Source organism: Porphyromonas sp. oral taxon 275 (assembly GCF_018127745.1).
Lineage (GTDB): Bacteria > Bacteroidota > Bacteroidia > Bacteroidales > Porphyromonadaceae > Porphyromonas.
This window is the reverse complement of record NZ_CP072333.1, coordinates 1,279,637-1,292,301: the sequence shown is the minus strand read 5'-3', so window position 1 is coordinate 1,292,301 and position 12,665 is coordinate 1,279,637. Positions and strand designations below refer to the sequence as shown.

Annotated in this window: 9 protein-coding genes, 1 tRNA gene and 1 riboswitch; of the genes, 7 read left to right on the top strand and 3 right to left on the bottom strand. The window is 63.2% G+C overall.

What is annotated here, in order from left to right; genetic code table 11:
* Positions 1-50 precede the first annotated feature (50 nt).
* The 7 genes from J4862_RS05215 (at position 51) to J4862_RS05185 (ending at position 8,051) form a co-directional block, all read left to right on the top strand.
* The gene (locus J4862_RS05215) at positions 51-695 is read left to right on the top strand and encodes a carbohydrate-binding family 9-like protein (protein ID WP_211788072.1); all 645 of its coding nucleotides are present in this window, start codon (positions 51-53) and stop codon (positions 693-695) included.
* A 48-nt stretch (positions 696-743) separates the two neighbouring features.
* Positions 744-2,183 (top strand): hypothetical protein, encoded by a 1,440-nt coding sequence (locus J4862_RS05210; protein ID WP_211788071.1) that lies wholly within the window; start codon positions 744-746, stop codon positions 2,181-2,183.
* Between the two features lie 101 nt (positions 2,184-2,284).
* Complete coding sequence (locus tag J4862_RS05205) at positions 2,285-3,610, top strand: MATE family efflux transporter (protein WP_249107400.1); 1,326 nt, start codon at positions 2,285-2,287, stop codon at positions 3,608-3,610.
* Positions 3,611-3,739: 129 nt separating this feature from the next.
* Positions 3,740-3,821: transfer RNA gene (locus tag J4862_RS05200), tRNA-Leu, on the top strand.
* A gap of 498 nt (positions 3,822-4,319) precedes the next feature.
* A riboswitch (TPP riboswitch) is annotated at positions 4,320-4,430 on the top strand.
* A 50-nt stretch (positions 4,431-4,480) separates the two neighbouring features.
* Positions 4,481-6,724, top strand: coding sequence for a TonB-dependent receptor (locus J4862_RS05195; RefSeq protein WP_249107399.1), 2,244 nt, complete (start codon positions 4,481-4,483; stop codon positions 6,722-6,724).
* A 41-nt stretch (positions 6,725-6,765) separates the two neighbouring features.
* Positions 6,766-7,383: a nicotinamide riboside transporter PnuC gene (gene pnuC / locus J4862_RS05190; RefSeq protein WP_211788069.1), complete on the top strand. Its 618-nt coding sequence runs from the start codon at positions 6,766-6,768 to the stop codon at positions 7,381-7,383.
* Positions 7,380-8,051: a thiamine diphosphokinase gene (locus tag J4862_RS05185; RefSeq protein ID WP_211788068.1), complete on the top strand. Its 672-nt coding sequence runs from the start codon at positions 7,380-7,382 to the stop codon at positions 8,049-8,051. The genes pnuC and J4862_RS05185 overlap by 4 nt, the downstream gene beginning before the upstream one ends.
* Positions 8,052-8,561: 510 nt before the next feature.
* Here J4862_RS05185 and bioB read toward each other — a convergent pair.
* From bioB to J4862_RS05170, 3 genes are all read right to left on the bottom strand, one after another.
* Positions 8,562-9,563, bottom strand: a complete 1,002-nt coding sequence (gene bioB, locus J4862_RS05180) for a biotin synthase BioB (protein ID WP_211788067.1) — start codon at positions 9,561-9,563, stop codon at positions 8,562-8,564.
* Positions 9,564-9,744: 181 nt separating this feature from the next.
* On the bottom strand, positions 9,745-11,304 hold the full coding sequence (locus tag J4862_RS05175; protein WP_211788066.1) for a peptide MFS transporter: 1,560 nt from the start codon (positions 11,302-11,304) through the stop codon (positions 9,745-9,747).
* A gap of 55 nt (positions 11,305-11,359) precedes the next feature.
* A complete protein-coding gene (locus J4862_RS05170) occupies positions 11,360-12,463 on the bottom strand; it encodes a DUF4831 family protein (RefSeq protein WP_211788065.1) in 1,104 nt (367 codons plus the stop codon).
* Between the last annotated feature and the right edge of the window lie 202 nt (positions 12,464-12,665).

The window sequence follows — 12,665 nt, the reverse complement described above, 5'->3', positions numbered from 1 at the left end:
CCTCGGTCAGGACAGCCCCAGCGAGTGCTCACCAATACATTATACTACCTATGTCTTCAGCTAGACTTCCCCGCCTCGAGCGCGGCACCCTCAGCCTACAGGAATTCACGCCTCTCCTGCAGGAGCAGGGCCAGCTCCTCTATATCGACACGCTGAACTGGCGTCAGGACTTCCCCCACCGCCCCCTCGTGGCTGCCTACCTGGCCTACGACGCCGAGGCGCTCTACATCAACTACCGCGTCTCGGGCGAGGACCTACGCACGCTCTCCCCTGGGGACGGCAACTACGTGCACGAGGATAGCTGCGTCGAGTTCTTCATGCAGCGCGAGCGCGGCACGGCCTACATCAACTTTGAGTTCAACGCGGCAGGTGTCTGCTACGCGGCTCACCATGCCAGCCCCTCGGAGGCGGTACTGCTGAGCGCCGAGGAATTCGCCAGCATCGAGCGCTGGGGTGACCATCAGGGGCAGCACGGCCTCGAGCGTACGGGCCCTGCAGCCTGGCAGCTGACGGTGGCTATCCCCTGGACGACGATGGGCTATGCTGCAGGACAGCTGCCCCGCGAGTTCTATGCCAATCTCTACAAGTGCGGGGACAAGACGGCACACCCACACTTCCTCAGCTGGGCTCCGATCCAGGAGGTGGAGCCGGCCTTCCATCGCCCCCAGTTCTTCGGCACCTTCGTGCTGGACTAGGCTAGGGATAGCCTGGAGCAAGCTCCCCCGCCAAGTGCATTGACCCCGATGAAGCGACCCATCCTACTCCTCCTCGGCCTGCTGTCCCTCCTCGGGGGGCAGCGGGCTGAGGCACAGCAGTCCGACAGCACCGAGCGGCAGCGCCTCGAGCAGCTGCGGCTACAGCTGCTGGCTCCCCGTGTCAAGCCTCAGGGCCTTGACCCCGACCTCGATCGCCTCTTCCGCTACGAGCCGCCCTATCCCTACAACGATACGCAGGGCTATCACTTCCTCGCCGCCTATGCAGCGGGGCAGATGCGTAGCCGCCAGTCCGAGACAGGGGGCAGCGGGCATACCTTCCGCAGGATCGTAGAGCTGGCGGTGGGGCGCAACTTCGACTTTGGGCGCTGGACGCTGGGTATCGACGGACTGGCGAACCTTATCCCCGACCGCAATAGCATCGACGGGCAGTGGCTGGGCTATGAGGTCCAGCTGGTGCGTCATCTCGCTCCGGGGCGTAGCGTAGCGCTGCGCAGCTCGAATAACTACACGCTGCGTAGCCGCCAGTGGTTCAGCGAGAACCATCTCTTGCTCTACTACGCGCCCCAGCGCGCGGGGCTCCTCGTCCTCTCTGGAGGGCGTACCTCGCGAGGGACGTACCACCTGACGCCCGAGGAGATCTACCGCGGCTATTACCCCTCACTGCAGCTCGGCAATGGCCCGATGCGCGCCTACAGCAAGGACTTCGTCTCGCTGCGCAATGGCCTCGGCTTCCTCGGAGGGCAGCTGCACCTCACCACGGCGCTGAGCTGGGAGGATCGACGCCCGCAGGTGGAGCTGCCGCTGCAGCACCATCGCCGCTTTGGCTACAGCACGCAGCTGCTGCTGGCCCCACAGGCGCTCAATCGCACTGCAGCGGGCGAACTCCTCCCCATAGGCTACCGACGTGAGCTTGGGCTAAGCTACGAGCAGGCTACGGGCCTCGGCGCGCTGGATCGCAGCGCTGTGCCTTATCTCCGCTATCAGCAGCTGGAGCTCTTCGCTCGCGGGAGCTTCGTCCTCGGTAGAGGCCAGCTGGACTTCACCGCACTGGTGGGGAAGCGCTGGGACGATGAGCTCCTGGACAGTGGTGAGGCACGCTACTTTGAGCAGCTCAGTGACCTGGGGCGTGTGCCCTTCCGCTACGCTTGGGCTACGATGCCTATAGACTTCACGGGCGGCGAGGCCTGGGCGAGCCAGAGCGTCAACTACCTAGGGCGAGACTTCTTCCTGACGCGTAGCCGCGGTCTGGGGGAGGTGCTGCGTCTGGACGAGGCCTTTCACTTCAAGGCCGTAGAGACGCGTGACGGCCGTAGCTACCTCGAGGGAGGCTATTCCCTCGGCTGGGGGGATATGGCGCGCCTCGGCCTCTTCGTCGGGCACGAGCTGCAGCGGAGCAAGACACGCCTGGCGCTGCGCCTCAGCCTCCCCATCCTCTGCCTCAGCTCCAGCTGGAGCGAGCGCCGCTAGCTTAGCCTAGCCTCACGGCGCTACTCATTACCTCATAGCTCATCTTCTTGGCACAAGCTACTCTTGCTCGGGCTAGCCGACGGCTGGCCTTAGCCGACCTATTGCGCATCGGCACCCCCATCATCCTAGGGCAGATCGGCCTTATCCTGGTCAGCCTTGCCGACAACATCATGGTGGGGAAGTACCATACCGATGCGCTGGCCTCAGCCTCCTTTGTCAACAATATCTTCTCGGTCTTCTTCGTGCTCGGCCTGGGCTTCAGCTACGGGCTGACGCCGCTCGTCTCGCAGGCGCATGCTCGGCAGCAGTCGAGCCGCCTGGGGCGTCTGCTGCGTCATAGCCTGCTGCTCAACCTCGCCGTCGGGCTGCTGCTCTCGCTCCTGCTGGTCGGCGTGTACGCCTTCCTCCCGAGCTTCGACCTGGCCGAGCGCCTGCTACCGCAGGTGCGCTCCTATTACCTCCTGCAGCTGGCGAGCTTCATGGTCTTCATGGCTACGGGGGCGCTGAAGCAGTTCTTCGACGGGATAGGGCGCACCATCGTGCCTATGTGGGCGATCCTGCTGTCGAATGTCCTGAACGTCCTCGGCAACTATCTGCTGATCTTCGGCGCGCTGGGCTGCCCCGAGCTGGGCCTCTTCGGCGCGGGGCTCTCGACGCTCTTCGCCCGCATCTTCGCCCTTGGCGTGCTGCTCGTGGCACTGCGCTATAACCGCACGCTAGGCGTGACCTATCGCTACGTGCGTGAGCTGAGGCTGCACGCTGCCTTCCTGCGTCGCCTCTTCCGCCTAGGCTTCCCCATAGGCGTGCAGATGGGTGTGGAGGCCGCTGCCTGGACGGTGGCCATCCTGCTGGTCACGCCCCTCGGGGTGAACGCGCTGGCGGTGCATCAGAATCTCATCACCCTCACGCTGCTGGGCTACTTCATCTACTACGGCCTCGGGGCAGCGACGACGATCCTCGTCAGCCGTGCTCATGGGGAGGGCGATGTGGCGCGTGCGCGTAGCGTGGTCCACGTGGCCCTGCTGCTGGCAGAGCTGGTGGCGCTGCTTGTGATGAGTGGGCTCCTGCTCGGGCGGCACTGGCTGGGCTATATCTTCAGCGACGATCCCGCCGTGGTCACGATGACGGCGCTGGCGGTTATCCCTATGGCGCTCTATCAGCCAGGGGATGCGCTGCAGGTGATCTATGGCAATGCGCTGCGCGGGATCGAGGATGTCAAGCGGATGACCTACTATGCCTGCGGGATTCACCTCGTGCTGGCTCCGCTGCTGTCCTATGCCTTTGGCTTCCACCTCGGGCTCACGGAGCCAGGGGCGCAGCTGACGGCTATCTGGTCCTCCTTCCCCGTGAGCCTGCTGCTGCTCGGGATCCTGCTGGCGATCCGCTTCCGCTGGGCGACACAGCGTATGGCGCAGCAGAGCGCCTAGCGGGAGGCCTTCTGTCCTCGTCTTGAGGCTAAGCTCTCGAGAGGGCTGCGGCTGTGTCCTAACTTGTGTATATGCAGAGAAAGAGCTACCTTTGCAGAGCAAATCGCGAAAGCGTGATGCAGATGAGCGGCGGCTGTGGTGTAATTGGTAGCCACGTCAGACTTAGGATCTGATGCCGCGAGGCGTGGGGGTTCGAGTCCCTTCAGCCGCACTTAGAGCGCTTAGTTCTCCTTAGGAGGGCTAAGCGCTCCGTCTTTTTAGACCGCTCCCTTCCCCTTGCTTCCCTAGTTCTCAACCTTAGCTCAGATGGCAGCCTTAGTTCGGTCTTAGTCTCCTTGCTCTCCACAGCGGGCGAAGGGGATTACTAAGCTCGCCTGCTATGCCCCGCTAGGGGAGGTGCTCGTGAGGGATATCCGTCAGCACGCTGAGGGACGCCTGTCAGGCTCGTGAGGGATAGCAGTCAGCGCGCTGAGGGATATCCCTCAGGATGCTGGGGCAAGGCTCGCGCGGTGCTCCGCCTCCTTGCGCGCTCTGCTCCGAGTGCCTAGGCGAAGCTCTGAAGTCTCGACGCGGGCTTGCCCTTAGCTCGCTGTGCTCGAGCTACCTCGCTCCCCGCATCAGCCGCACGACAGAGGAGGTGCTCGGTGGGAGCTCGTGGGGGCAAACTTGCTTATCTGCATGGACTGCCGTATTTTTGTTCCCCGAAGAACCAAGGACAAAGGGGTGCCGATGATCCGCCGTAGGGCGGTCAGAGGCTGAGATGAGACCCTCAACACTTGACCCAGACAATGCTGGCGTAGGAATTGTCATCATCACATACCAGTAGACCCTTTCCCTTCGCTCTGCACTACCGTATAGTACAAGTATTGTATGATGAAGAGAAAACTTATCCTCCCCGTGGTGGCCCTCTCACTGACTGGCCTCCCTTCCCACTCGCTCCACGCTATAGGGCTTAGCCTACAGGATAGCATCAAGACGCATCGCCTCGAGGAGGTGCAGGTCACCGCGACCCGCGCCTCGGCCAAGACGCCCATGTCCTACACCAACGTGGGCAAGGTACAGCTACAGAAGTCCAACCTCGGGATGGACATCCCCTACCTCCTCTTGCAGACGCCCTCGGTCGTGGCCACCAGTGAGCCCGGCTTCGGGATCGGCTACACCTACATCCGTGTGCGCGGGGTAGATGCTGCGGGGATCAATGTGATGACCAACGGCGTACCGCTCAATGACTCGGAGAGCCAAGGCGTCTTCTGGGCCAATATGCCCAACTTCTCCTCCAGCGTCCAGGATGCCCAGCTGCAGCGCGGCGTCGGCACTTCGTCCAATGGCTCGGCAGCCTTCGGCGCCAGCCTCAACCTGCGTACGGACAACTTCTCCCTCACACCCCAGGCGTCGATCTCCGTCCTCGGCGGCTCCTTCCACACGCTGCGCCGTGAGGTCAGCGCCTCTACGGGGCGTATCGCTGGCCGCTGGGCCCTCGAGGCACGCGTAGGGCGCACGGCGACCGATGGCTACGTGGATCGAAGCGGTACGAAGGGCGACTCCTACTTCCTCCAGGCGGGCTACTTCGGGGAGCGCAGCGTCTTCAAGCTCCTGGCCTTCGGCGGCAAGCAGCGTACGGGCATCGCTTGGAACGGGCTGAGCCCCGAGGAAGAGGCTAAGTATGGCCGCACCTACAACAGTGCTGGGCACGTCAATCCCAGCGCCCCAGCCTCCGAGGCACGCTACCGCGAGAACACCGACAACTACGAGCAGCGCCACTACCAGGCACAGCTCACCCAGCAGCTCAGCGATCGGCTGACGCTGAGCCTCACGGCTCACTACACCAAGGGCTACGGCTACTACGATGAGTACAGATCCCAGGAGAAGCTCTCCAAACTCGGGCTGGCGAGCTTCTCACAGACCCAGCCCGACGGCTCGACGAAGAAGATCAAGAAGATCGACCTACTGCAGGCCAAGTATCTGGACAATGACTTCGGCGGCCTCATCGCAGGGCTTGAGTACAAGGCGCCCCGCCTGGAGCTGACGGCGGGCCTCTCGGGGAATCACTTCGTCAACGACCACTACGGCTACCGCTCGCCTATCACCTCCACGCCCTACAGCCTCGACCCCTCGCAGCGCTACTATGACAACCGCGCCCACAAGACCGACCTCTCGGGCTTCGTCAAGGCGAGCTATGAGCTCCTCTCGGGGCTGAGCCTCTTCGCCGACCTGCAGTACCGCTTCATCGACTACCGCATATCGGGGACCAACGATCGAGTAGAGCAGGGTAAGCCTCAGGAACTAAGCCTCAGGAAGCGCTTCAACTTCTTCAATCCCAAGGCGGGGCTCTTCTACCAGTTCGCCCCCCAGCATCACCTCTACGCCTCAGTAGCCGTAGCACACCGCGAGCCCAATAGGGACAACTACACCAAGGTCACGCCCAAGGACTACCCCAGTGCCGAGCGCCTCACCGACTGGGAGCTGGGCTACGGCTACCGCAGCGAGCGCTTCACCGCGGGCATCAACGTCTACTACATGCGTTACAAGGATCAGCTGGTGAAGAACGGCAAGAAGAGCGACGTCGGCGGAGACCTCAGTGAGAACGTCGCCAAGAGCTACCGCGCGGGCGTCGAGCTATCCTCCTCCCTCCTGCTGCTCCCCTCGCTCCGCTGGGACCTCGCCCTCGGGATGAGCCGCAATCGGATCGCTGACTACACGCTCTACGTCGAGGACTACGACAGTGGCAAGTTCGTGGCCAAGCAGTATCAGGATACGGAGATCGCCTACTCGCCTTCGGCGACCGTCAGCAACACGCTGACGCTGACGCTCGGGCGCTTCGAGGCCGCCCTCTCCAGCCAGTTTGTCGGCCGCCAGTACCTAGACAATACGACCAGCCAGACGCGTAGCATCCCGAGCTACCACGTAGAGCATCTGCGCTTCGGCTACGAGCTGCCCGTGAGCTTCGTCAAGGGCTGGAGCCTGAGCCTACAGCTCAGCAACCTGCTGGATCGCCGCTATGTCAGTGGCGGCTGGGGAGGCTTCGGCCTCTCTGGGGGGCAGGAGTCCTCGTGGCTCGTCTTCTACCCGCAGGCGGGTCGCCACCTGCTGCTAGGGACGACGATCACCCTCTAGCGGCTCGCGTAGCTACTGCTTACCCTTATTCCCCTTCCCCTATGGACCAAGTGCTCCCTTATCTGGCGAGTCATCCGCTGGAGCTCGTCACCATCTGCATCTCCCTCGTCTGGCTCGTGCTGGAGTACCGCGCCAGCATCTGGCTGTGGCCTGTGGGCATCATCCTGCCCCTGCTGTGGATCCCTATCGCCTGGGAGGCGCGCCTCTACGGGATGCTCGCCATCAACGTCTATTACCTGGTGACGAGCGCCTGGGGCTGGTTCGTCTGGCTGCGTCGTAGGCCCAGCACGGCGGCCGAGGAGCTGCCCATCACGGACATCCCACGCCGCACGCTCGGCTGGACGCTCCTCCTCTCGGGCCCCCTCTACGGCCTCCTCATCGCGCTGGGGACGAACTATCTCCCCGAGTGGCGCATCCCCTGGGCTGATGGCCTCCTGACGGTCTCCTCCATCGTCGGGATGATCTGGATGGGGCGCAAGTGGCGCCAGCACTGGCTCTGCTGGATCGTGGCCAACGCCGCCGGCATCATCTCGCTGTGGGCGGCCGAGGACTACCTCTCGATGCTGGTCTACCTGACGAACTTCGTCGTCTCCTTCTTCGGCTACCGCAAGTGGTCGCTCTTGATGAAGGAGCAGGACGCTACAGCTGCAGCCCGATGAAGCACTACCCACGCTATAGCCTCGAGACGCTGGCCAAGCGCATTGTCCTCGCGAACGGCGCCTTCCCCCAGGCACCCCTGCCGCTAGCGCTCATCGACCGCTGGGTGGCGGGCGCCGAGGGCTATAGCCTCACCTGCTGCGATGGTGGGGTGAACAAGCTCAGGCAGTACACCGAGCGCCTACCCGACGCCGTGGTGGGTGACCTCGACTCCACTGCCCCCGAGCTGAGGCAGCTCCTCGCGGATCGTACGCACCATAGTCCCGACCAGGAGACCAACGACTTGACGAAGACCATGCGCTACCTCCATGCCAGCTACGGGCCAAGCGCCATCACGCTGCTCGGGGCCAGCGGAGGGCGTGAGGATCACCTGCTGGCGAACCTGGTGCTGCTGCCGACCTACGCCCCACTGGTGGACGAGCTCGTGATGCTGACCGACGAGGGCTACTTCCTCCTCATCACCGAGCCCTCGCTGGTGGAGGTAGAGCCTGGCCAGCAGCTCTCGGTCTTCGACTTCTACCGCCAGCCGCTCACCTTCCGCGGCGTACGCTGGCCGCTGGAGGCGCACACGCTGCCGGAGCTGTCGAGTGGCTCGCTGAACTGCGCCACCGCCCCCGAGGTCTACCTCGAGGCGGAGCGGCCGCTACTCCTCTACGTGGCGAACCTCTAGCCACCGAGCGGCGCTGCCCGACCGCTTAACCTCCTAGCCTCAATACCGCGCCCCCGCTAGCTTTCTAGAGCTAGCGGGGGCGCTGCTTTGGGGGCAGGCGGGGGCAGCCTAGGGTGCTCCCGCCTAGCCCTTGCCTTAAAGCGAAGGAGGGTACAGGCCTCAGCGGGCTGCCGCGCTAGGGGAGGCGCGCTGAGGGATATCCGTCAGCGCGCTGAGGGACGGCAGTGACGAGGCTGAAGGATATCAGTGGAAGGCGCTGAGGGATATCCCTCGCGGGGCTGGGGGTAGGCTCGTGGCTTGCTCGGCCGCTACTTTCCCTCGCGGGAGGGCGTGGGCTTGCTTCCCTTACACTAGCTTTAAGTTCGCCCTCGAGGCGGAGAAGAAGGGCCATTCTGTCCGCCTTGCATCGGGCTCGTAGTCGTCCTAAATAATACCCCCCGATAGCTCCGTGGAGCTATCGGGGGATATTGCTTGGGGGGGAAGGTCGGTGACGAAGAGCCGTCCCTGCGCTTAGTAGTCGTAGCTGACCTCCCAGTCCTGAGCGCAGTTCTCCTTGCCGCACTCCTCGATCATCGCCATATCCTGCCGCGCCTGCTGCCCTATGGTGGTCAAGAGATCGCCCGTGATGGCGGAGTTGATCCCTACATAGATCGCACGGCGCTGCAGCTCGGGGCTGAGCTGGGCGCGTCCACCCGAGAAGCGGAGGAAGGCCTTGGGGTTGACGAAGCGGAAGAGGGCGATGGCGGAGAGGATCTCGTCGGGCGTCAGCGGAGAGGCTTTGCCGAGGGGCGTCCCCTCGATGGGCTGGAGGATGTTCACCGGGATGCTCTCCGAACCGAGGCTCCGTAGATAGAAGGCTAGCTCTACGCGCTGCTCGAGCGTCTCACCCATCCCGAGGATGCCCCCGCAGCAGATGCGCATGCCTACGCGACGGGCGGCAGCGAGGGTATCGGCCTTGTCCTGCTGGGTGTGTGTCGTGCAGAGCTGAGCGAAGTAGCTGGGGGCGGTCTCCATATTGCAGTGGTAGGTGGTCACGCCGCTCTCGAAGAGCTCCTGCAGCTGGTGCTCCTTCAGCAGCCCGAGCGAGGCACAGCACTTCATCTCGGGTACGGCGCGCTTGATGGCGCGGTAGCTGATGGCGATCTGCTTGATCTCGCTGTCCGTCTGGCGTCGTCCGCTCGCCACGAGGGAGAAGCGCCCTATGCCCTGCTTGTGATTGTAGGCTGCCTGTGCCACGCAGGCGCTGGGGCTGACCAGAGCGTAGCGCTCGGCTCCCGTGGCGTAGTGCCCACTCTGGGCGCACCACTTGCAGTCCTCGGGACAGTTGCCACTCTTGGCATTGATGATGGAGCAGGTATCGAAGGCCTTGCCGAGGAAGTGCTCGGTCAGCTCGTGGGCAGCCTCGTAGAGGGCCTCCTTGTCGGGGTGGGTGAGTAGGGCATAGCCCTCCTCGGGGCTCAGGCTGCCGCCGTCGAGGACGCGCTGCTTGAGCTCGGTGATGTCTAGGGTCATAGGTGTTTAAGTGACAGGCTAGCGCCAGGGCCGCTAGCGGGGCGAGAGGCTAAGCTATTCGGTAGCCAGTCCTTGCCGATGAGGATATATATAGAGCGCCGCAGCACAGCACGTCTCCAGGGGGGGGGAGTACGTGTCGTGCTGCGGCGGCTCGAGGTGCATGTGCTCGGTGCTCGTGGGCTTACTTAGCGATGCGCTCCAGCCACTTGAGCATGGCGAGCATCAGGAACATCGAGATGGCGCAGGCCACCACGAAGAAGAGCCAGCAGGCCCAGAGGGGTAGCGAGGTGTAGAGGATCCCACCGATGAAGAGCAGGGAGTTCCCGATCGCCGTAGCAGCGAGCCAGCAGCCCTGCATCAGCCCCTGCATGTGGGGAGGTGCTACCTTGGATACGAAGGAGAGCCCAAGGGGCGAGATGAAGAGCTCGGCCACGGTGAGGATGAAGTACAGCCCGATCATCACCATAGGCGTCAGGCGCATGCCCTCCTTGGCGGCCTCCGACATGTCCGCAAGGGCTTCCTTGCCCGGCAGGTCAAGGGAGACGAAGGAGAGGAAGACGTAGGCCAGGGCAGCGATACCCATCCCGATGGCGATCTTGCGTGGTGCCGAGGGCTCCTTGCCCTTACGCCCAAGCACGCCGAAGATGGCCATGACCACGGGCGTCATCAGGACGACGAAGATCGGATTGACCGCCTGGAAGATCTCGGCCCCCTGGATCACGGTGAAGCCGAGGTCAATGCGGATCGTCGAGAGATCCACGTAGTCACGGGCGAAGTAGGAGAGGGAGAAGCCGTTCTGATGGAAGGACATCCAGAAGAAGATCACGACGGCGAAGACGGCGAAGAGTGCTGTGACGCGCTGACGTACCTCCTGGGCGCTCATCTTGATCTCCTCGCGGCTCAGCTTCGACCCGTCAGTGCTAGCCACTGCCTTCTGCCCGGGATTGGGGAAGCGAGACTTGTTGACGAAGAAGATGACCAGGGAGACGAAGATCATCACAATCGCTGCGGCGAAGGCGTAGTGGAAGCCCTCAGAGAAGACGCTCAGGTAGCTCTGGGCGAAGTCCTTGGTGCTGGCGAAGGTCTGACCATCCAGGGGCACGCGGGTCGCGAGCTCTTTGAGGTTCTCCAGCGCCTGGGGCTTCATGCTCTCCCCATGCTGCAGGTAGTCGTGGCAGAGGGCAGGCAGGTCGGCGTTGTAGGCTAAGCCATTGGCCTTGAGCCACCAGTTGCGGATAGCCACTGCGACGAAGGGCGCGAAGATCCCCCCTACGTTGATGAACATGTAGAAGATCTGGAAGCCCGCGTCACGGACCTTGGAGTACTGAGGGTCATCGTAGAGCTGGCCTATCAGTGCCTGCAGGTTGCCCTTGAAGAGCCCGTTACCGAAGGCGATGACCGCCAGCCCGACGCAGAACAGTGTGAGGTAGGGCGTGATGCTCTCTACGATGGTGGGGGTGGGGATGGCGATGAGCACGTAGCCTACTGCCATGAGGATGAGGCCAGCTATGATCGTCCCCTTGTAGTTCTTGGTGCGGTCCGCTATGATCCCCCCGACGAGCGCCAGTAGATAGATCGAGGCATAGAATGCCGAGTAGATGATGCCCGTCGTCTTCTCCGATAGACCAAACTTGGCCGAGATGAAGAGCGTAAGGATCGCCATCATGATGTAGAAGCCGAAGCGCTCGCCCATATTGGATAGCGAGGCTGCGAGCAGTCCCTTAGGATGATTTTTGAACATAGACGTTAGTTGTTGATAGGTGTGAGTTAGTATGGTTGGTGCAGTGATGCCTGGTCTATTCCTGCTTGATCTGGCGCACGGCTCCCGTACGGGTGTCGAGGTAGATCGAGGTGGTCTTCCCCTGGTTGAGGTTGAGCATCTTGGGCGCTAGGGCCTGCAGTGCGCCGAGCTGCGTCAGGGGGACCTTCTCCTGCAGGAGCGTCTTGCCCTCCCAGCTGAGGCGTACGAGGGCGAGCCCTGGACGGCAATAGACGATGCTATGCTCCAGCTGCTTCTCGTGTCGGCGCTCGGCCTTCTCGTCGAGCTCATCGGCGCGCTCGAGGGCCTTGATGGAGAGGGTGATGGGCGTGCCGCGTAGGTCGGAGGGCTCCAGCAGCCCGAGGCTGGGGGAGAAGCGGGCCAGCGTGTAGGCCTCGAGATCCTCACCCGTGGGGAGGTAGTCGATGCGGTGCGCGACGAGGCGCTGGGTCGTGTCGCCAGCGAAGAGGCGCAGGGTGCGGGCCTCCTCATGGCGTAGGCGGTCGAGGACAAGGCGCATGGATTCGCCGTCCTTGGGCATGTTGTCGACAGCGCCCGTGAGGACGTTCATGGAGGACTCACGCAGCTCGTAGAGATAGTTCGCTGCGATCTCGGCGCGGCTGGCGCGGGTGCCCGCTTGGCTGTATTCGCGGGGCAGGGCAGGGGCAGTCTGGTCGGGCAGCTGCTCCGAGCGTAGCTGCGTCAGGGGGATCTGCTGGGCCTGGTCCGCGGGGAGCTCCTCGCTGCCGTTGATGCTGTAGAGGATGCCCTTGTCGGTGAGTAGGACGAAGGGCGCCACCGTCTTGCGGTCGAAGGCGATGAGGAACTGCTGGGTCTCGTCGGGGATCCCTGTGAGGACGGCGCGCGCTGACTCGAGGCGGTAGCTGTGCTGAGGCTCGCCCTCCACCCTGCGCCCTAGGTACTTGTCGGCGTAGGCTGCTAGGGATCCAGGCTGATAGTGCTGCTCGCGCACGTCGAGCACGAAGCTCAGCTGTGTCTCGGGGAGGCGGTAGACGATACCGTAGTCCGTTTCCTTGGTCACATCATAGCGCTTGACGCGCGTCTGCGCAGCCAGCTCGGTCGACGCTACGAGGCTGGCGAGGGTAAGAGGGGCCACGAGGCCCAGCAAAAGACGTCTCATATCATGATGGCCTTGTGTAAGGCGTGCATTATACTAGTAAGTTCGTTATACAAAGCTACTAAAAAACGCTCAATGTCCTGCCAAAGCGCTAGCGCCGTCCCCACGGCCTGCTGGGCGTGCTGCTCGGCCTTGTCCCTCGCCTCTGTGAGGGATATCCCTCGAGGGTGCTGACTGATATCCCTCAGCCCCCCTAACTGGTATC